The sequence below is a fragment of the Mycobacterium sp. NGS67 genome (genome assembly GCF_059812185.1).
In genome coordinates, this window is record NZ_JCALCF010000003.1 from 126,407 (window position 1) to 146,569 (window position 20,163).

Genomic DNA, 20,163 nt, shown 5'->3' on the forward strand with positions numbered 1-20,163 from the left:
GAATGAGCTGATGGCGGTCAAGCGGCAAGTCCCCAAGATCCGGGACCTGGCACCGCTGCTGCAGTTCAAACGTCCGCAACTCGACCGCACCCGGCGGCGCCTGGACGCCGCACTGACCATCGAGGACCTACGGCGCATCGCCAAGCGACGTACGCCCAGGGCGGCGTTCGACTACACCGACGGCGCAGCCGAGGACGAGCTCTCCATCGAGCGAGCCCGACAGGCGTTCCGCGACATCGAGTTTCACCCGACGATCCTGCGCGACGTGAGCAACGTGACGGCGGGCTGGAACGTGCTGGGCCAACCGGTGGTGTTGCCGTTCGGGATCGCACCCACCGGGTTCACCCGCCTGATGCACACCGAAGGCGAGATCGCCGGGGCGCGGGCGGCGGCCGCGGCCGGAATCCCGTTCTCCTTGTCCACCCTGGCGACCAGTTCGATCGAGGATGTCGTCGCAGCGGTTCCGCAGGGCCGCAAATGGTTTCAGCTGTACATGTGGAAAGACCGGGACCGTTCGATGGAGTTGGTGCGGCGCGCCGCGGCCGCCGGCTTCGACACCATGCTGGTCACCGTCGACGTCCCGGTCGCCGGCGCACGGCTGCGCGATGTCCGCAACGGTATGGCCATCCCGCCCGCGCTGACCCTGCGCACCGTGCTCGACGCCGTGCCGCACCCGCACTGGTGGTTCGACCTGCTGACCACCGAACCGCTTTCGTTCGCCTCGCTGGATCGCTGGTCGGGCACCGTCGGCGACTATCTGAACGCCATGTTCGACCCCAGCGTCACCTTCGACGACCTGGCCTGGATCAAGTCCCAGTGGCCGGGCAAGCTCGTCGTGAAAGGAATCCAGACCCTGGAGGACGCGCGTGCCGTGGTCGACCGTGGCGTCGACGGGATCGTGTTGTCCAATCACGGTGGCCGCCAACTGGACCGGGCCCCGGTGCCGTTCCATTTGTTGCCGACGGTGGCGCGTGAGCTCGGCAACGACACCGAGATCCTGCTGGACACCGGCATCATGTCCGGCGCGGACATCGTCGCGTCGGTCGCACTCGGGGCGCGATGCACGCTGGTCGGGCGGGCCTACCTGTACGGACTTATGGCCGGCGGTGAGGCGGGAGTGCGTCGCGCCATCGACATCCTGCAGACCGGTGTGCTGCGGACCATGGGCCTGCTGGGCGTGACCTGCCTGGAAGAGCTCTCCCCCAAGCACGTCACCCAGTTGCGTCGTTAGCGCGAGCAGACGCAAAAGCCCCCATTTCGTGCCGAAATAAGGGGCTTTTGCGTCTGCTCGCCAGGGTGTGGCGCACAGCACGGAACAAACCGTCCGTGACCGAGGTTGAGTCGAACAGACTTAACTCTTGGAGGAACAGATGGCTGAAGCCAAGTCCGTGCCGGTGCTGTTCGTGACCGACACGATCGTGTTGCCCGGCATGGTGGTGCCGATCGCTCTCGACGACACCGCCCGCACCGCCGTCGACGCCGCCCAGGCCGGCGACTCACGTGAGCTCTTGATCGCGCCGCGGTTGGACGACCGCTATCCGACCCACGGCGTGGTGGCCAAGATCCTGCAGGTCGGCCGGATCGCCGGGGGCGGTACCGCCGCCGTCGTGCGGGGCGAGCGCCGCGCGCACATCGGTGCCGGCGCCAACGGACCTGGCGCGGCGTTGTGGGTCGAGGTGACCGAGGTGCCCGACGTCGAGGTGACCGACGAGATCAAGGCGCTGGCAGCGGAATACAAGAAGCTGCTGCTGGCGATGCTGCAGCGCCGCGAGGCCTGGCAGATCGTCGACTATGTCAACAGCCTCACCGACCCGTCCGCGCTGGCCGACACCTCGGGGTACGCGTCCTACCTGTCCGACGTCCAGAAACGCCAGCTGTTGGAGACCGTCGACGTCGCCGAACGGCTGCGTGTGCTGATCGACTGGACCAGCGAACATCTGGCCGAGGTCGAGGTCAACGACAAGATCGCCGAGGACGTGCGCGACGGGATGGAGAAGACGCAGAAGGAGTTCCTGCTGCGCCAACAGCTGGCCGCCATCCGCAAGGAGTTGGGCGAAGGCGAACCCGACGGATCCGATGACTACCGGGCCCGCGTCGAGGCCGCCGACCTGCCCGAGCAGGTCCGCGAGGCCGCGCTGCGCGAGGTCGGCAAGCTGGAGCGGGCCAGCGACCAGAGCCCGGAGACCGGCTGGATCCGAACCTGGCTGGACACCGTGCTGGACCTGCCGTGGAACGTCCGCACCGAGGACTCGACCGACCTGACGGCGGCGCGGGAGATCCTGGACGCCGACCACCACGGGCTGGACGACGTCAAAGACCGCATCGTCGAGTACCTGGCGGTGCGTGCCCGGCGCGCGCAACGCGGTTTGCAGGTCGTGGGCGGCCGCGGTTCCGGGGCGGTGATGGTGCTGGCCGGTCCCCCGGGCGTCGGCAAGACGTCGCTGGGCGAGAGCGTGGCCCGGGCGCTGGGCCGCAACTTCGTCCGCGTCGCCCTCGGCGGCGTGCGCGACGAGGCCGAGATCCGCGGGCACCGGCGTACCTACGTGGGCGCGTTGCCGGGCCGGATCGTGCGGGCCATCGGCGAGGCCGGATCGATGAATCCCGTTGTGCTGCTGGACGAGATCGACAAAGTCGGGTCCGACTACCGGGGCGACCCGAGCGCGGCGCTGCTCGAGGTGCTCGACCCGGCGCAGAACCACACGTTCCGCGACCACTACCTGGACCTGGATCTGGACCTGTCCGACGTGGTGTTCCTGGCCACCGCCAACGTGATCGAGAACATCCCGTCGGCGCTGCTGGACCGCATGGAGTTGGTGCAGATCGACGGCTACACCGAGGACGACAAGGTCGCCATCGCCCGCGACTACCTGCTGCCCCGGCAGCGGGACCGGGCCGCGCTGACCGAGGACGAGGTGACGGTCACCGATGCCGCGCTGCGCAAGATCGCCGCCGACTACACCCGCGAACCGGGCGTGCGGCAGTTCGAACGGCTGCTGGCCAAGGCGCTGCGCAAGGTGACCACCAGGCTGGCCGGGACCGACGAACCGATCACCGTCGACGAGCCGGATCTGGTTGGCTACCTTGGCCGTCCACGCTTCACTCCGGAGTCGGCGGAGCGCACGGCGGTGCCCGGCGTGGCCACCGGCCTGGCCGTCACCGGCCTCGGCGGCGACGTGCTCTACATCGAGGCCGGCGCGGTCGACGGTGACGCGGGCCTGCAACTGACCGGTCAGCTGGGTGAGGTGATGAAGGAGTCGGCACACATCGCGTTGTCCTACGTGCGTTCGCATGCCGCCGAATTGGGCGTCGACCCGGCGGTGCTGGACCGGCGCATCCACGTGCACGTGCCAGCCGGCGCGGTGCCCAAGGACGGGCCCTCGGCCGGGGTGACGATGGTGACCGCGCTGGTGTCGATGGCCACCGGACGTCAGGTGCGCTCCGATGTCGGCATGACCGGCGAGGTCACGCTGAACGGTCGGGTGTTGCCGATCGGCGGTGTCAAACAGAAGCTGCTGGCGGCCCAACGTGCCGGTCTGTCAACGGTTTTCATCCCGTCACGCAACGAGCCGGACCTGGACGACGTGCCCGCCGAAGTGCTCGAGGCCCTGACCGTGCTGCCGATGACGGACGTGGCCGAGATCGTCGCGCAAGCACTGGAACCGGCGCAGACCGCTACGGTGGCCGCCTAGGGACGCTAGGGTGCAGCAATGGCTGCTTTCCTACGCAAGTTGCTCGGAATCGGCAAGCTGCCCGCAGACCTGCGGGCAGCAGTCGAGACGGAGAACCTCATCCATCTGGCCGAGTCTGTTCCCGTCACCTTCCGATTCACCGGGTCGGTGCCCGGCAAGGTGTCCAACGGCAACGTCCGCAGTTACGTTGGCGCTCTGGCCATCACGTCGCAGCGGGTGGTGGGGACGCTGTCGACCGTGCCCAAACTCGCCGGGCGCGCCGTCGACCTGCGCTGGGACTCCCCCGCCGAAGGCCCTGTGCGAGGCGAGTTTTCGGCAGCCGGACTGATGCTTACCACGGACGTCGGCGAGGTCGACCCACAGTTTTCCGGCCGGCTTTCGCTGAACTACAAGACCGCGCTGCCCGAAGCGGTGTTGAGCACGGTCCCGCGGCGGACGTTCACGTTCGGCGTGCCGCGGGAATGGGTCCTGCGCATGGTCGGGGTCCCGGCCCGCACACCGGCATGAGCCGCAAACGGCGGTTCGTGCACCGCATCCAGCGAGTCGTGGTCAACCCGATCGGCCGGCGCGGGCCCGGGATCATGCTGGAAACCACCGGACGAAAATCCGGCCAACCACGGCGCACCGCGGTCGGCGGCAAGGTCGTCGACAACCAGTTCTGGATGGTCTCCGAACACGGCCACCACTCGGATTACGTCTACAACATCAAGGCGAATCCGAAAGTACGGCTGCGCATCGGCGGGCAATGGCGCACCGGGACCGCGCACCTGCTGCCCGACGACGACCCATGGCAGCGGATGCGGAGTCTGCCGCGGTTCAACAACGTGGGAGTCCGCACCATGGGCACCGATCTGCTGACCATCCGGGTGGATCTGGACTGAGACGGTGGCCTACGACACCGAGCTGGCCGAGCGGATCCGCGAACTGCTGGCGCAGCTCGAGAGCTACGACGAGAAGCAGATGTTCGGCGGTCTGGCTTTCCTGGTCGGCGGCAAGATGGCCGTCTGCGTCAGCGGACAGGGCGGTTTGATGGTGCGGGTGTCTCCGCAGGACATCGACAAGCTGCTGACACGCGACCACGTCAGCCCGATGGTGATGGGCGGCAGGGAGATGCGCGGATGGTTACGGGTGGCCTCCGGGGGCGTGAAAACCAAACGGCAATTGCAAGGTTGGGTGGCCCGCGGCGTGAATTACGCCCGCAGTCTGCCGCCTGAGTGACCGCGCCGGTTTGCGCCGCGGCGGTACGGGTACGCCGCGGTGGTGTTGTGCATGCTGACCAGCGGACCCGGGCTGCGCACGCGCCAGACGCGCCCGCTGCGGCCATGACCATTCGGATCGGGACTTCCGGGTGGTCCTACGACCACTGGGCCGGGGTGTTGTACCGGCCGGGTCTGCCTGTCTCGCAACGTCTGCAGCGCTACACGGAAGTCTTCGACACCGTGGAGCTGAACGCCAGTTTCTACCGCTGGCCGAAAGATTCGACCTTCGCCGGCTGGGCCGAACGGCTGCCGGACGGGTTCACCATGACGGTGAAAGCGCATCGCGGTCTGACCCACTACCGTCGGCTGGCCAGTCCGGAACCCTGGATTGAACGGTTCGAACGCTGCTGGCAGGCGCTGGGGAAACGGGCCGGTGTGCTGCTGGTGCAGCCGCATCCGGAGTTGCAACGGGACGACGCCCGTCTGGAGACGTTTCTGCGCTTGATGCCGTCGTCCATCCGGACGGCGCTGGAGTTGCGTCACCCGTCGTGGAACGTCCCGGATGTCTATGCGCTGCTGGAGAAATACCGTGCCATCTACGTGGTGATGAGCGGCGCGAACCTGGCGTGTGTCCCCCGCGCCACCACCGATCAGGTGTACGTGCGCCTGCACGGCCCCGAACCAGCCTCGCTGTACACCGGTTCCTATACCGACGACGAACTGCGCCGCTGGGCCGAGCGGATCGCGAACTGGGCCGACGAGGGACGCGACGTGTGGGTGTACTTCAACAACGACCTGGGCGGGCACGCTGTTCGTAATGCGTTGACGCTCAAGGATTTTCTCAGCTAGCGTCCGTCGGATCCCAGGTGTGCTCGATGACGTCGGGCGGGGGTTTGGCCTGCAGGCGTTCCCGCTCGGCGCGGCGGCGCTTGACCCGCAGCCGCGCGTCGGCGGGCATCGTGACGAGCTCGTCGCAGAGCAGGTAGTACGCGTCGTCGACGCTGTCGATCAGGTCCGCGGCGACCCGGCGAGATCCAAGTTCGCGCAACGTCATTCGGAATTCGTGGGTGAAGCGGATGGTGGTGTCGTGGGCCAGCTCGCGCGAACTGCGGGCGCTGTCGGCCAAGCGCTGCGACAAGGATGCCGGCGGGACCGCCGGGGCTGCGGGACCCTCGGCGGACCGGGCCGCCACCTCGAGCAGCATGCCCGGCTCGTCGCCGAAGGTCGGGCTGGCCAGCTCGGCTTCCCCACGCCCGCGGTGTCTCAGCTTCGCAACGGCGGCATCCAGAGCGGCCGCGGCGGTCGGTGACAGTGCGCGGACGCTGCCGACGTTTCCCTCGCGGGCCAGCGCGCACAACGTCGGATCGGCACGCAACAGCGCGGACAGCTCGGCGGTCTCCTCAGCGACGCGGCCGCTCTCCATGATCACCCCGACGCCGGACACGCTCGACGCGGCGCGGGTGTGCTCCAGGGTTGCCGCGGTCACGCCGGTGTCGATGACCCACAGTCCGGTGAGGATCCAGCCCTGCTGGATCCGGTCACGCAGCAGCCGCAGCCGAACCTGAAGGGCGGCCTCGCTCAGCGCGGTCAGATCCGCCGGTTCCAGATGCTCGTCGACCGCGGCGGCGACGTATGCCTGGGTGTCGGTCCGAAGATGGCGCAGCAGTGCCACCGAGCGCGCTGTCACCACCACTTTGGCGACCGATCCAAGGCCGGCGGAGCTGCGCGGCCGTCCCATCGGCAGCAGGTCGGTGAGCTGCGACTGGTCGCCCAACGTGCGCTGGGTGATGGCTCGCTCGTCCCAACCGGGAAGCTGGCCGGCGGCGACGATATTGGCCGACACCCCGACGTAGGGCCGGTGGCCGAACACCGCGATCGCCCTGCTCGCCCACTCCTCGGCCACCACGTCGCCCAACGCCAGCACGCGGCCCATCGCCCGGCCCGCCGCGCGCAACCCACTCAACACCACGTCCAAGGTGACCGGAGTCAGCGGGCCCGGCAGAGCCTCGGTCAAGCCGGCCGCGCTGAAGACCGGGAACCGCGGGTCGATGCGGTCGTCGAACTCCCCTTCCAGCCCGTCGGGAGCCACGTTGCGCAACGGGCCGCCGTCGACGGGGCGCAGCCGCGGCTGCGTCTCCACCGGCAACGGCAGCTGACCGGACCCGTAGCTCGCGCCGGCGGGACCGAGCTTGCGGCCGACCAGCCCGCGGCCGGTGTCGACCACCGCCTCGATCGCCTGCCATCCGTAGTCGAACACCCAATCCTCTTGTGCGGCAGTAAGATCCAGTTCCGGAATCAGATTTTCCCAATTCCGCACGCCATGTAGCCGCAACCGTGGTTCGACGGATCGGATCACCCGCCACGCGGTGATCACGTTGGTGGTGTCCGGGGTGGCCAGCTCGACCACACCGGTGCGTTCGGTGCCCACCGCGACCACCAGAAATTGGACCAGATCGTCCAGATGCAGCACCCGCATGGGCCGGGCCGAGACCTTGCTGCGCATCAGCGTGGCCACCGTGCGGCACACCATCCAATCCAGCTGCCGTCCCAGCGGCGGAGCTATCCGCACGACCAAACTGGGCGCCCAACCGGTGGACACCAGCGTCTCGGCCGGCCGGTACAACTCGGCCTGCCCCGCGGCCTGGGACACGAACAGCAGTCGCGCGCCTGCCTGCGCTGCCGCGTGCGTCACGTGCGCGACACCGGTGAGGCCGCCCGCGCCCGGCGCGCTGGGGTCGACCGGCGCGAGGTGGATCACCACGTCGGCCTCGCCGGCCAATTCCGTCAGAACCGGGTGTTGCAGGGGCGCGCAGACGAAGTCGACTTCGGGATCAAGGCAATCGTGCGGGTGGGGGCCGATGCCGCTGACCGTGTGTCCGGCAGCCATCAACTGGCGTGCGACCAACCTCCCGACGGTGCCTGCGGCGTCGGTAAGCAGCACGTGCACGTGAGCCTCACCCCCAACGTCTATCCAATGACAATAGGCACGTCAGCCGCCGTCGCGCACAATTGAGTCTCTACCGTGACCGTTGCCGGTTACCGCAACGTTGCGGTGCCGTCGGCGGCGACGGCGACCTTGGCCCCGGCGATGTCGTCGCGCACCGTCGCCTCGGCTTCGGTTGGATCGGTGATCACGGCCAGCGCGCGCGCATCGTCGGGGGTGCGCACGGTGAGGAAGGCCTTCTCGGGTCGCCCGTCCCGATCGAACGGCGTCGTCCACGCCTCGACGGTGCCGACGCCCTCCCACTCGACCGGACCGACCGTGGTTGGCTCCCGATCCACCGCCGATTGCACGTTCTCCCAACGGAATTCGGGAGGTGGTTCGGTGCTGTACACGCCGAAGCTGTGCTTGGTGAGATAGCCGCCGTTGGCCGTGATCAGTCCGCGCCGGCCGGGGTTGGCCGTCAGCAGTTCGGCCATGGTCGCGATGGAGTGCGTCACGTAGTTGTTCCACGGTCCGCCGGCGAAGGTGAGCCCGCCGGTGACCGTCAGCGGGCGGGCGGGGTCGTCCACGGCCAGGCCCAGCTCGTTCGCCGCCACCTGGACCGCGGACGGAAAGCACGAGTACAGGTCGACGTAGTCGACGTCGTCGATGCCCAATCCGGCCAGTTCCAGCGCCCGAGCGCCGCCGATCCGGATCGCCGGTGAGCGGTGCAACTCGCCCCGCTCGCCGATCGCGGAGGTGTCGTGGGCGTCGCTGCCGGCCTGTGGGTAAACCCAGCGTTCCTGCGGGACCTGCAGGCGCTGCGCCTGCTCGACCGAGGTCAGGATCAGCGAGGCGCCCTGGTCGACCATGTTGTTGGAGTTCATCAGCTTGGTGTAGGGCCAGCTGATCATCCGGTTCTGCGGACCCGGCTGGCGGATCTCCTCGGCGCTGACCGGACGGCGGATCCAGGCGTACGGATTGTCGACCGCCACCGCGTTGAACCGCTCCCACAGTTCGCTGACCCGTCTGGCGTGCTCCTCGACGGACTCGTCGTTGGCGATCCGCAGCGCCTGCTCGAACAGCGGATACACGTAGGCGGGGCGGTCCAGCTTGATCCGGATCTCCGCGTCACCGGCCATCGGCACGTCGTCACCGGCGACTTCGGGCAGCGGCACCGACTCGTCCTGCTCGGTCCAGGTCAGCCGCCGGCCCAACTTCTTCAGCCCGTTGCGGGTTCGCCAGGTTTCGGCGCCGGAAATCAGCACCACCCCGGCCCGCCCGTGCTGGATGTCCAGGCACGCCTGGTTGACCAACGACTGCGGGGTGTTGCCGCCGACTTTGCTGTAGGCGGCGGTGAAGGTGCCCAGACCGAGGCGTTCGCCGAGCAGCTGACCAGGGTTGCGATAGTGCGCCGACAGCAGCTGCACCACCCGCACGGTGTCGACCGCCTCGATCACCCGCGCGCCGGCGGCCTGGCGGGTGGCCGACACCATCAGGTCGACCGGTTCGATGCAGGGCTGGTCCGGGTCGATGTCGTCGCGGTGGTTGACCTGGCCGTAGCCGATCAGCACGGGGGTCCTGGGGTCGACGGGCATGGTGGAAACCTATCGCGACGCGTCCGGCCGCTCAGGTGGGCCCGGTCCGGCCCGCTGGCCTTGACTCCGACGTTCGCGGTCTAGACGGGGGTGCGACGGTACCGCACCTCGTCCACCGGCCGGTCGCCGTACGTCTCGGTGCGGCACGCGCCGTCCGGGCGCCAGCCGTCGCGCTCGTAGAACCGCCGGGCGCGGGCGTTGTCCTGCAGGACCCACAGGGCCGCGCCGGCGACGCCGAGCCCACGGAGTCGCTCCCGCGCGGCGCCGATCAGCAAGCGCCCGATCCCCACGCCCAGCCGCGAGGGATCGACGTAAATCGCCATCAGCTCACCGAAATTCGCCAAGTCGGCGTCTCGGCACCGGCCGGTGGTAGCAAATCCGCAGATGGTGTCGTCCTGGACGGCGACCAGGGTGACGGGGACGCCGATGCCGACTTGACCGAAGTTGTATCTGCGGGCCCGCGCTTCCGGGGTGAGGCTGTCGAGAAAGTCTTGGGCGATCAGCCCCCGGTAGGCGGCCTGCCAGGCCCGCACGTGCACGTGCGCAACGGCAGCGGCGTCCTGCGGGACGGCCGCGCGCACCTGGATCATCGGTGCCATTGTCCACCCGCATACCGTGTAGGCATGGCAGATACGGCATCGAGCGATGCAGCGCTGGCCGCAAACGTTCGCGGCAAGGTCATAGTCATCACCGGGGGCGCCCGGGGAATCGGCCTGGCCACCGCCACGGCACTGCACAAGCTGGGCGCCAAGGTCGCCATCGGCGACATCGACGAGACCACGGTCAAGGAGTCCGGCGCCGACCTCGGATTGGAGGTGTACGGCAAGCTCGACGTCACCGACCCCACGTCGTTCGCCGATTTCCTGGACCAGGTCGAACGCCAGCTCGGGCCGATCGACGTGCTGATCAACAACGCCGGCATCATGCCGGTGGGCCGGGTCATCGACGAGCCCGACGCCGTCACCCGGCGCATCCTGGACATCAACGTCTACGGGGTAATCCTGGGCAGCAAACTTGCCGCGCAGCGCATGGTCCCGCGCAGACGCGGCCACGTCATCAACATCGCCTCCTTGGCGGGGGAACTGCACATCGTCGGGTTGGCGACCTACGTCGCCAGCAAGCACGCGGTGCTCGGGTTCACCGACTCGGCGCGGCTGGAGTACCGCGCGGCCGGGGTGCAGTTCTCGGCGGTGCTGCCGACCTTCGTCAACACCGAGTTGGTTGCCGGCACACCCGGGATGAAGGGCTTCCGCAACGCCGAACCGAACGAAATCGCCGACGCCGTAGTAGCTTTGGTGGCCAAGCCGAAACCGCGGGTGCGCATCACCAAGGTTGCCGGCGCGATGGTGGTCTCGCAGAAGTTCTGGCCGCGCCGGCTCGCCGAAGGCTTGAACCGGAGACTCGGCGGCGACCACGTCTTCACCGACGACGTGGACGTCGAGAAGCGCCGGGCCTACGAAGCGCGCGCCCGGGGCGAAGAGGGGGACGCGTAGCGCGGCGTCCATCCGGGTCGCGAGAATTGGGTACATGAGCCCCATGAGTCCAGAAACCGCGACCCTGACCGACGACGAATTGGCCCTCATCGATGCTTACTGGCGTGCCGCCAACTTCCTGTCGGTCGGCCAGATCTACCTGCTCGACAATCCCCTGCTGACCGAGCCGCTGGCGTCCGAACACGTCAAACCCCGGCTGCTGGGACACTGGGGCACCACGCCGGGGCTCAACCTCATCTACGCACACCTGAACCGGATCATCCGTAATCGCGACGCCAACGTCATCTACATCACCGGGCCCGGGCACGGCGGACCCGGACTGGTTGCCAACGCCTACCTGGAGGGCACCTACAGCGAGATCTACACCGGCGTCGAGGAGGACACCGACGGTCTGCGCAGACTGTTCCGGCAGTTCTCCTTCCCGGGCGGCATCCCCAGCCATGTCGCGGCGCAGACGCCGGGATCGATCCACGAGGGCGGCGAGCTCGGCTATGCGCTGGTGCACGCCTTCGGGGCGGCGTTCGACAACCCGGATCTGGTGGTGGCGTGCGTGATCGGGGACGGCGAGGCCGAGACCGGGCCGTTGGCCGCGAGCTGGCATTCCAACAAGTTCCTCAATCCGGTTGTCGACGGCGCGGTGCTGCCGATCCTGCACCTCAACGGCTACAAGATCGCCAACCCGACGGTGTTGTCGCGGATCCCGCACGCCGAACTCGAGGCGTTGATGCGCGGCTATGGCTACCGGCCCATCACGGTGGCCGGAGATGAGCCGGCCGACGTGCATCAGCAGATGGCCGCCGCTCTGGACGACGCCTTCGACGACATCACGGCCATCCAGGACGCGGCCCGCAGCGGCAGGCAAACCGAGCGACCGGTGTGGCCGGTGATCCTGTTGCGCACCCCGAAAGGCTGGACCGGGCCCGCCGTCGTCGACGGCAAGCAGGTCGAAGGCACCTGGCGCTCGCATCAGGTCCCGTTGTCGGGCACGCACGACAACCCCGAGCACCGCGAGCAGCTGGAGAAATGGCTGCGCAGTTACCGTCCCGAAGAGTTGTTCGACGAGGGCGGAGCGCTGCGGGCCGACCTCAAGGAGGCGGCGCCGAAGGGTGACCGGCGGATGAGTGCCAACCCGCACGCCAACGGCGGAGTGCTGTTGCACGATCTGGACCTGCCGGACTTCCGCGACTATGCGGTAGAGGTGCCGGAGCCCGGGACGCAGATGCACGAGGCCACCCGGGTGCTCGGCACCTTTCTGCGCGACATCATCAAGCGCAATCCCGACCGGTTCCGGCTGATGGGTCCCGACGAAACCGCATCCAACCGGCTCGATGCGGTGTTCGCCGAGACGGACAAGGTGTGGGTCTCCGAAACCGAGTCCGGCGACGAGAACCTGGCGCCGGACGGCAGCGTCATGGAGGTGCTGTCGGAGCACCTGTGCCAGGGCTGGCTCGAGGGCTACCTGCTGACCGGGCGGCATGGGCTGTTCAACTGCTACGAGGCCTTCGTGCACATCGTCGACTCGATGCTCAACCAGCACGCGAAATGGCTGTCCACCACCCTGGAACTACCGTGGCGCCAGCCGATCGCATCCTTGAACTACCTGTTGAGTTCGCACGTGTGGCGCCAGGACCACAACGGCGCCTCCCATCAGGACCCGGGGTTCATCGACCTGGTCGCCAATAAGCGCGCCGAACTGACCCGGGTGTACCTGCCGCCCGACGCCAACACGTTGCTGTCGGTGGCCGACCACTGCCTGCGCAGCCGCAACTACATCAACGTGATCGTTTCGGGTAAGCAACCGGCCCTGTCCTATCTCGACGTGGACGAGGCGATCGCGCACTGCACCCGCGGGCTGGGGATCTGGCAATGGGCCAGCACCGCCACCGGTGAACCCGACGTGGTGCTGGGCTGTGCGGGTGACATACCCACGCAGGAGACGCTGGCCGCGGCCGACATCCTGCGCCGTGAGCTGCCCGATCTCGCCGTTCGCGTCGTCAACGTGGTGGACCTGATGCGCCTGCAACCGGACTCCGAGCACCCGCATGGGTTGCCCGACCGCGAATACAACTCGTTGTTCACTGAGGACAAGCCGGTCATCTTCGCTTACCACGGTTATCCCTGGCTGATCCACCGGCTCACCTACCGTCGGGCCGGCCACAGGAATCTGCATGTGCGCGGGTTCAAGGAGCGCGGGACCACCACCACCCCGTTCGACATGGTGATGCTCAACGACCTGGACCGGTTCCATCTGGTGATGGACGTCGTCGACCGGGTCGAGGGGCTGGGTAGCCGTGCCGCGGTGCTGCGGCAGCGGATGGCCGATGCGCGCATCGGGGCTCGCCTGTACACGCGAGAGCACGGCGAGGACGACCCGGAGATCAGCGGCTGGACCTGGTCGTCGGGCGAGCAGAGCGAGTGATTTGACCTGAGCTCAGAACGGCGGCGGGTCGTCGTCGGGCGGGGCGGGGCCGGCTCGGTCGCTGTAAGCGGGTTGGCGGGCTCGACGGTTGGCGCGTCGTTCGGCGGTGACGCGGTGAGCGCGGTTTTGGGCGCGGGTGCGGCGGCGTTTGGGCATCATCGCGCCGCGTTCGGCGCAATGGTCTTGGGGCGCAATGGTTTCGGGGGTGGGCATGCCGCCGACTGCGGTGCACAGGCTGGGGAACAGCAGGGCGCTGCCGGGGGTGGTGACGTGGGTGTCGCCGGCAGGGGAGGTCAGGATCAGGGTGCCGTCGGCCAGTTGCTTTTCGCTCCAGTCCCAGAAGGTTTTGACCAAATGGTGGGTACGGCAGTAGCACTTGGTGTTGGCCGCGTGGGTGGGCCCGCCTTGCGACCACGGGATCGTGTGATCCAGATCACACTGGGTGGCGGGTACGTCGCAACCGGGCCAGCGGCACGTCAGGTCGCGACAGCGCACGAAGTCGGCCAACGCTTTCGACGGGCGGTAGTGCGGTTCGGGTGGGCTGTAGCCGGGGTGGATCAGCGGCACCTGTTTGGCTGACGTCGCCAACTCGGCCAGGAGTTCGGGGGTGATGAGCGCGTCGGCGTCGATCATCGCGGCGGGCCCGCTGGCGGTGCCGTTGAGGCTGTCCTGAGTGGCGATGACGTGGATGATCACCGGCGAGGTTGGTGGGCGCGTGCCGGCGCTGCAGTCGGTGCGCCCGCACAGGCAGGCCATCCGGGTGGCGCGGGCGCTGAGGGCCTCGATGGCGTCGGCGCGGCGCTGTTCGGGGGTGCGCGGGTCCTCGACGCAGACCGTGGCCGCCAGCGCGCTCAACGCGGCGTCTAGAGCGCGGGCATCGGTGGGGCGCAGCTCACCTTCCACGCGGCAGGTCCCGTCGTATTCCTTCTCGATGTCCAGATGGCGGTCGCGGTGGCGTTTGGCGCGGCGCCGCACCGCGTCCAGGTCGACCGCGGCAACGATCGCGTCGACCTTCTTGGCCAGCCGCGACGGGGTCAGCGACGGCCACCGGGTGACGTTGACCGCGATGCGGCGATCAACCGCCGCCAGCGCCTCGGGGTCGAGGATCAGCGAGGTGCGCGAGGCGATCAGGGCGAACGCGACCACATCGATGTCCCCGGCGCAAAACACCGCGGCGGTCTTGGGTAGCCGTTCGCGCATGTCACGCGCCAGGGTTAGTTTGTCCTGCGCGCAGCGCTGGCTGATCTTGAGGCCCGCCGCCACCTCTGCAGCGACTCCCGCCATCGTGTCGATCGCCCAGTCCTCGGTCTCACCGTGGCGACGCAACCGGTAGGCGAACAACTCGCCGATCGCCATCAACTGCGCAGCAGCACCCCGGTTTTCCATCTGCCCCGCCGCCCGGGCCGCTGCGACCCAATCCTGGGACTCCTCGGTGGGGGTCTTCAGTGCCTGATGCCACTGCCTGCTCATGTCATCGATCCAGGCGTGGAAAACCCCCGGATGGTCCTGCCACCGGGGCGGGTTCTCACACGATTGATCGAACATATGTTCGATGATACCACATATGCGGACCGGCGACCTCAACCCGGCCGGGTTACCCTGTGCGGGTGCCAAAAGTGGTGTCAGTCAACGTGGCTCAGCCCAAGACGAATCCCGATCCACGCGCGATGTCGAAGGTGACCGGCATCGACAAAGTGCCCACCTCCGAGCCGGTTGCGGTCCGTGCACCCGGGCCGATGCGCGGCGGACTGGGCAGCGGCCTGGTCGGCGACACGATCGGCAATCCCAAGTACCACGGCGGCGATGACCAAGCCGTCTACGCCTACGCCCGCGAGGACCTCGACGAGTGGGAACAGCGACTCGAGCGCACCCTGACCGACGGGATGTTCGGGGAAAACCTGACCACGTCGGGCATCGACGTCACCGGCGCGCTGATCGGCGAACGGTGGCGGGTCGGCACCGACGGCCTGCTGCTCGAAGTCTCCGCACCGCGGACACCGTGCCGCACCTTCTCCGCGTTCCTGAACCTCAACCACTGGATCAAGACCTTCACCAAAGCCGGCAAACCCGGCGCCTACCTGCGGGTGATCACACCTGGAACCGTCCGGGCCGGGGACGAGGTCACCATCGAATCCCGGCCCGACCACGACGTGACGATCGGGCTGGTGTTCCGCGCAAAAATGACTGAGCCGCAACTACTTTCACAACTGACCGAAGTGGAAGCGCTGTCGGCGGAGCTGAAGACCTACGTGCGTCGCAGGCTGGCGGCGCGACAAAGCTAGCCCGCCGCTCAGCGCTGCGCCGGTAGAATCGTCATGATGCTCGACCAATCCGCTCAACCAACGGTGTCCAGCGCTGCGCTCGATGCGCCGCTGGACCGGTTGCGTCTTCATGTCGACATCGCCGTCGTCGTCGCCGTTCTGGTGCTGACCAACCTGGTCGCGCACTTCACCACTGCGTGGGCCAGCATTGCGACCGTGCCGGCAGCCGCCGTCGGGCTGGTGCTATTGGTCCGGTGGCGGGGGCTGGACTGGACCGAACTCGGCCTCGGGCGCGAGCACTGGAAGTCCGGCATGGGCTACGCGCTCGCCGGCGTGGCGTTGGTGGTGTCCGTCATCGGGGTCGGGGTGCTCCTGCCGATGACCCGTCCGATGTTCCTGAACAACCACTACGCGACCATCTCGGGCGCGCTGATCGCATCAATGGTCATCATCCCGCTGCAAACCGTCATCCCGGAGGAACTCGTCTTCCGAGGCGTGCTGCACGGTGCGCTGCAGCGGGCGTGGGGTTTCCGAGGCGTTGCGCTGGCCGGGTCACTGCTGTTCGGATTTTGGCACATCGCCACGTCGTTGGGCCTGACCAGCAACAACGTCGGCTTCACCCACCTGTTCGGCGGCGGCGTCTTCGGCATGATGGCCGGGGTCACGATGGCGGTCATCGCGACGGGCGCGGCCGGGTTCGTGTTCAGCTGGTTGCGTCGACGCAGCGGCAGCTTGATCGCGCCGATCGCGCTGCACTGGGCACTGAACGGGGTGGGCGCCCTGGCCGCCGCCCTGGTCTGGCACCTGTCGACCTGAGTCAGACCAGCAGCACTGCGGCGCCGGCGATCCGCCCGGAGCTGAGGTCGGCCAGCGCGCGATCGGCCTGTCCGAGGGCATATTCCGGCGTGGTGACCTCGATGCGATGCCTGCCCGCGAAATCGAGGAACGCGCGGGCGTCGGCGCGGGTGTTGGACGTCACCGACCGGATCTGCCGCTCTTGGAAGAGATGCCGCTGATAGTTCAGCGCCGGGATGTCGCTGAGATGGATGCCTGCCACCGACAGTGTGCCGCCGCGGTCGAGGGCCTCGAGGGCGGGCAGCACCAGGTCGCCGACGGGAGCGAACAGAATCGCCGCGTCCAGCGGCACCGGGGGCGGCTCGTCGGCCCCTTGAGCCGAGGCGGCACCCAGGGCCAGCGCCAGCTCGCGCGCGGCGGCACCGCGAGTCATGACATGGACCTCCGCGCCCTGCGCCAGCGCCACCTGTGCGGTGATGTGGGCGCTGCCCCCGAACCCGTACAACCCCAGTCGTCCGCCGGGCGGCAGGTCGGCGCGCAACAGCGACCGGTATCCGATGATCCCGGCGCACAACAACGGCGCCAACTCGGTGTCGGCGTACCCACTGGGCAGGTGATGCGCGAAAGCGGCAGGTACGGTGGCGAATTCGGCGTAACCGCCATCGGCGTCCCAGCCGGTGTAGCGCGACAGCGGGCACAGGTTCTCGTCGCCCCGACGGCAGTACTTGCACTGCCCGCAGGTGTGGCGCAGCCACGCGATGCCGACCCGGTCCCCCACCGCGAAATCAGCGCTACCGACCGCCGATCCCACCTCGACGACCTCGCCGACGACCTCGTGTCCGGGGATCACCCGCTCACGGTGCACGGGCAGATCGCCCTCGCTGACATGCAGGTCGGTACGGCACACTCCGCAGGCCAGCACCGCGACCAGCAGTTCTGCCGATCCGGGCCGCGGGATCTCGGTGGTGACGCGTTCGAGTGGCTTGGTGTCCATCGGTCCGGGCCGACGCACCTGCCACGCGGTCATGGCGGTCGGCTGTGACGCCATCAGGTCATCATGCCGCGCGACTACCGCCGCAGGCGGCTATGTGCTGCGTACCTTTCCGACGATCCAGAGCAGAATCACCGAGCCCAGGATCGCGGTGAAGAAGGTGAACCACCAGCCCCCCGACGCGGTGTCGAAGGCGAAGCTGAGCAGGAAGCCGCCGAGGAGTGCCCCGGCCACACCGATGACGATGTTCATCAGAATGCCGGAACCGGCGCCTTTGACGATCTTGCCGGCGATCCATCCGGCCAGAGCACCGATGATGATGTAGCCGATAAGGCCCACGCTGGTCAGAGTTGTTGAGCGAGCGAGAATTTCGGTCGCTGCGACGACGTCCATGAGGGGTCTCCTTGCAATCACTGACACGCCCAGCCCAAGTGCCGGACCGTGATGTCGGGTATACCCGTTCTACGTGACTAATTCGACCTAAGCCGGTTGGCTGCGCGGCTGGGTCACAGCCGGCGTTCCTGCGGCGGGAGCCTGAGCGGGTGCCGGCGCCGGCGCACCCGGTTCGGGTGCGGGGGCAGCGGGTGCGGGTGCGGCGGCACCCGGAACAGGTGCCGGGGCACCCGGAACAGGTGCCGGAGCACCGGGAACAGCGCCTTCCGGAGCCGGCGCCGCGGGAGCTGTCCAGGGCCGGATGGACTCGGCCAGGATCTTCGCGGCGTTCTTGTCGATCGGGTTGTTCGACGTACCCAGCCATACCACGAACCAGCGCTGCGGAGGCCCGGCCGTGGGGGTGGCCCCTGCCGGAGTTCCGACCACCCCGGTCCAGATCTGTCCGACCGGCTTGCTGGCGTCGCTGAACTTGACTTCGTAGTAGGACGCGCTGCCCGAGATCCCGTTCGCGTTGAGCGGCACCGACTCCTGGTTCAGCCGAGTGCCCGGATACGGCATGAAGAACTCACCCATGTCCGAACCCAGCCGGACGGCGGCCTTGGGGTTGGTGGCTTCAGCGCTCGCGTAGAGCTTCTGGTCCAGCCGGCCCAGCACGATCCGGGTGTCGTTGGCGATCGGCGGAGCCTGCCCCGGCATCGGAGCTTCACCGGCCGACTTGCTCAGCAGCGCCGAACCGTAGTCGAGGTGGGACGCATCGGACTCCACCCAGCCGCCCGGGATGACGAAGCTGAATCCACCGACGGCGTTGGTCACCCGTCCGGGTTCGGGCGCCGCCGGGTCGGGTGGCGGGGCGTTCGGGTCGGCCGGCGGGACCGCGTTGGGGTCGCCTGGCTGCGCATTCGGAGTGGGCGGCGTGCCGGGTGCCGGTGATGCGCCCGGCGCCGGTGACGCACCCGGTGCCGGCGAGGCGCCGGCCGGCGGCGGGGCCGGCGTGGACGGGCTCGCCCCGGGAGCCGGTGCCGGGGAGTTCGGCGCTCCCGGAGCTGCAGGCTGGGACGACGGAGTCGGCGTCGGGGGCGCCGGTTCCGGGTCAGCGGCGGAAGTGGCCGGCAATGCAATGGTCACGACGCTGGCACCGGTCGCCGCGGCGATAGCCAACGACGCCCAAAGTCCCTTGCGGCGGGTCGGGTTCGAGTCAACCTGATGCATGGCGACGAACCTACCGTGTTGACGCTGTGAAGCAAGGACGGCCCGCCCGGTGTCTTGGCGGTTCGTTCGGGCGCTTCGACTCACAGATGACGGTGCAGCGCAGGATGCAGCGCCACTTCGCCGGCCTTGACGCTGAACCAGACCCGGTCGCCGGTCGTGAGCTGCAGATCGGCGGCGGCATCGACGGTGATGCCGGCGGCCAGCCCGGGTGCCCCGTCGGGTTGTTCCGCGCCGCGTACCAGGACCGCGGGTCCGCGGGTATCCAGCTCGGCGACGACCACTTCGACGGTGTTGCGCGGGCTGCCGTGCGGCCGGTTCGGAAACACGGCCACGCTCGCCGGCGCGAAGACCGCCACCGCCGCTTGACCGGGGCCGACGTCAGTGTCCTCGCCCGCAGTCCCCTGCCAGACCTGTCCGGACCCGGTGTGCAGGGCTCCGTCGGACCCGATCGTTCCGCTGATCAGGTTGACGCCGGCGAACCGGGCGCCGAACCGGCTCCGCGGCGCGGCCAGCACTTGGGCGGCCGGCCCGATTTCGGCGATCTTGCCCGACTCGAGCACCAGCACCCGATCGGCCAGCGTGAACACGTCCAGCAGGTCGTGGGTGACCAACACGACCGCACAGCCGGTGCGCGCTACGACATCGCGCAAGACCCCGCGGATCGAGCCGGCGGCCGCCACGTCCAGGCCGCTCAACGGCTCGTCGAGCAACAATGCCTCCGGCTCGGCCGCCAGCGCCCGGGCGATTGCCACACGCTGAGCCTGTCCACCCGACAACTGCCGCGGTTTGCGGTCCGCCAACTGCTCGGCATCCACCTCGCCAAGCCAGCGCAGCGCCACGGCCCGGGTTTCCCGCGCTCGTCCGAGCCGAAGCGTGCGGCCGCTGCGGGGCCCGAACGCGACGTTGGCGGCGACGTCCAGGTGCGGAAACAGCAACGGATCTTGCTGTAGCAACCCGACTCGACGGCGATGGGTGGCCACGTTCAACCCGGCCGCGGTGTCGGTGAGCACCCGATCTCCCAGCCGCACCACACCCGCGTCGGGCGTGACCAGGCCGGCGACGATCTGCAGGACCGTCGACTTCCCGGCGCCGTTGGGTCCGAGCACCGCCAGCACCTCGCCGGCGGACACCGCCAACTCCACGTCTACGTGCCGTTCCTCCAGCACCGCACGCAACTGCAGATCGCTCATCGC

General features: G+C 68.6%; 18 protein-coding genes. 10 read left to right on the top strand and 8 right to left on the bottom strand.

The window, feature by feature from the left end:
* Nucleotides 1-10: 10 nt before the first annotated feature.
* The 6 genes from AC5Y4D_RS03525 to AC5Y4D_RS03550 all read left to right on the top strand — a co-directional run bounded on the left by AC5Y4D_RS03525 (nt 11) and on the right by AC5Y4D_RS03550 (nt 5,737).
* Complete coding sequence (locus tag AC5Y4D_RS03525) at nt 11-1,231, top strand: alpha-hydroxy acid oxidase (RefSeq protein ID WP_500036373.1); 1,221 nt, start codon at nt 11-13, stop codon at nt 1,229-1,231.
* A gap of 139 nt (nt 1,232-1,370) precedes the next feature.
* Nucleotides 1,371-3,689 (top strand): endopeptidase La, encoded by a 2,319-nt coding sequence (gene lon / locus AC5Y4D_RS03530; RefSeq protein WP_500036374.1) that lies wholly within the window; start codon nt 1,371-1,373, stop codon nt 3,687-3,689.
* 18 nt (nt 3,690-3,707) lie between these two features.
* Complete coding sequence (locus AC5Y4D_RS03535) at nt 3,708-4,196, top strand: hypothetical protein (RefSeq protein WP_500036375.1); 489 nt, start codon at nt 3,708-3,710, stop codon at nt 4,194-4,196.
* Complete coding sequence (locus tag AC5Y4D_RS03540) at nt 4,193-4,570, top strand: nitroreductase family deazaflavin-dependent oxidoreductase (protein WP_499946805.1); 378 nt, start codon at nt 4,193-4,195, stop codon at nt 4,568-4,570. The genes AC5Y4D_RS03535 and AC5Y4D_RS03540 overlap by 4 nt, the downstream gene beginning before the upstream one ends.
* A 4-nt stretch (nt 4,571-4,574) precedes the next feature.
* Nucleotides 4,575-4,907: a TfoX/Sxy family protein gene (locus AC5Y4D_RS03545; RefSeq protein WP_500036376.1), complete on the top strand. Its 333-nt coding sequence runs from the start codon at nt 4,575-4,577 to the stop codon at nt 4,905-4,907.
* 104 nt (nt 4,908-5,011) lie between these two features.
* Nucleotides 5,012-5,737 carry a DUF72 domain-containing protein gene (locus AC5Y4D_RS03550; RefSeq protein WP_500036377.1) on the top strand — a complete coding sequence of 242 codons (726 nt, stop codon included), beginning with the start codon at nt 5,012-5,014 and terminating at the stop codon, nt 5,735-5,737.
* Here the strand turns inward: AC5Y4D_RS03550 and AC5Y4D_RS03555 are convergent.
* The 3 genes from AC5Y4D_RS03555 to AC5Y4D_RS03565 all read right to left on the bottom strand — a co-directional run bounded on the left by AC5Y4D_RS03555 (nt 5,730) and on the right by AC5Y4D_RS03565 (nt 9,999).
* Nucleotides 5,730-7,835, bottom strand: a complete 2,106-nt coding sequence (locus tag AC5Y4D_RS03555) for a Rossmann-fold NAD(P)-binding domain-containing protein (protein WP_500036378.1) — start codon at nt 7,833-7,835, stop codon at nt 5,730-5,732. The genes AC5Y4D_RS03550 and AC5Y4D_RS03555 overlap by 8 nt on opposite strands.
* Before the next feature lie 89 nt (nt 7,836-7,924).
* A complete protein-coding gene (locus tag AC5Y4D_RS03560; RefSeq protein ID WP_500036379.1) occupies nt 7,925-9,409 on the bottom strand; it encodes an acetyl-CoA acetyltransferase in 1,485 nt (494 codons plus the stop codon).
* Between the two features lie 80 nt (nt 9,410-9,489).
* Nucleotides 9,490-9,999: a GNAT family N-acetyltransferase gene (locus AC5Y4D_RS03565; RefSeq protein WP_500036380.1), complete on the bottom strand. Its 510-nt coding sequence runs from the start codon at nt 9,997-9,999 to the stop codon at nt 9,490-9,492.
* A gap of 33 nt (nt 10,000-10,032) precedes the next feature.
* On the opposite strand from AC5Y4D_RS03565, the gene AC5Y4D_RS03570 reads away from it, so the two are divergent.
* A complete protein-coding gene (locus AC5Y4D_RS03570; RefSeq protein WP_500036381.1) occupies nt 10,033-10,902 on the top strand; it encodes an SDR family oxidoreductase in 870 nt (289 codons plus the stop codon).
* A 34-nt stretch (nt 10,903-10,936) separates the two neighbouring features.
* The gene (locus AC5Y4D_RS03575; RefSeq protein ID WP_500036382.1) at nt 10,937-13,321 is read left to right on the top strand and encodes a phosphoketolase family protein; all 2,385 of its coding nucleotides are present in this window, start codon (nt 10,937-10,939) and stop codon (nt 13,319-13,321) included.
* Nucleotides 13,322-13,333: 12 nt separating this feature from the next.
* Here AC5Y4D_RS03575 and AC5Y4D_RS03580 read toward each other — a convergent pair whose 3' ends face one another.
* A complete protein-coding gene (locus AC5Y4D_RS03580) occupies nt 13,334-14,791 on the bottom strand; it encodes an HNH endonuclease signature motif containing protein (protein WP_500036467.1) in 1,458 nt (485 codons plus the stop codon).
* 146 nt (nt 14,792-14,937) lie between these two features.
* Between AC5Y4D_RS03580 and AC5Y4D_RS03585 the strand changes: the two genes are divergently transcribed.
* Nucleotides 14,938-15,603, top strand: coding sequence for an MOSC domain-containing protein (locus AC5Y4D_RS03585; protein WP_500036468.1), 666 nt, complete (start codon nt 14,938-14,940; stop codon nt 15,601-15,603).
* Between the two features lie 36 nt (nt 15,604-15,639).
* Nucleotides 15,640-16,398, top strand: coding sequence for a CPBP family intramembrane glutamic endopeptidase (locus AC5Y4D_RS03590; protein WP_500036383.1), 759 nt, complete (start codon nt 15,640-15,642; stop codon nt 16,396-16,398).
* Between the two features lies 1 nt (nt 16,399).
* Here AC5Y4D_RS03590 and AC5Y4D_RS03595 read toward each other — a convergent pair whose 3' ends face one another.
* From AC5Y4D_RS03595 to AC5Y4D_RS03610, 4 genes are all read right to left on the bottom strand, one after another.
* Nucleotides 16,400-17,425 (bottom strand): zinc-binding alcohol dehydrogenase family protein, encoded by a 1,026-nt coding sequence (locus AC5Y4D_RS03595; protein WP_500036384.1) that lies wholly within the window; start codon nt 17,423-17,425, stop codon nt 16,400-16,402.
* 36 nt (nt 17,426-17,461) lie between these two features.
* Entirely contained in the window at nt 17,462-17,761 is a 300-nt protein-coding gene (locus AC5Y4D_RS03600; RefSeq protein ID WP_499946815.1) for a GlsB/YeaQ/YmgE family stress response membrane protein, read from the bottom strand.
* Nucleotides 17,762-17,848: 87 nt separating this feature from the next.
* On the bottom strand, nt 17,849-18,970 hold the full coding sequence (locus tag AC5Y4D_RS03605) for an alanine and proline-rich secreted protein Apa (RefSeq protein ID WP_500036385.1): 1,122 nt from the start codon (nt 18,968-18,970) through the stop codon (nt 17,849-17,851).
* 80 nt (nt 18,971-19,050) lie between these two features.
* A complete protein-coding gene (locus AC5Y4D_RS03610; protein ID WP_500036386.1) occupies nt 19,051-20,160 on the bottom strand; it encodes a sulfate/molybdate ABC transporter ATP-binding protein in 1,110 nt (369 codons plus the stop codon).
* Nucleotides 20,161-20,163: the final 3 nt, after the last annotated feature.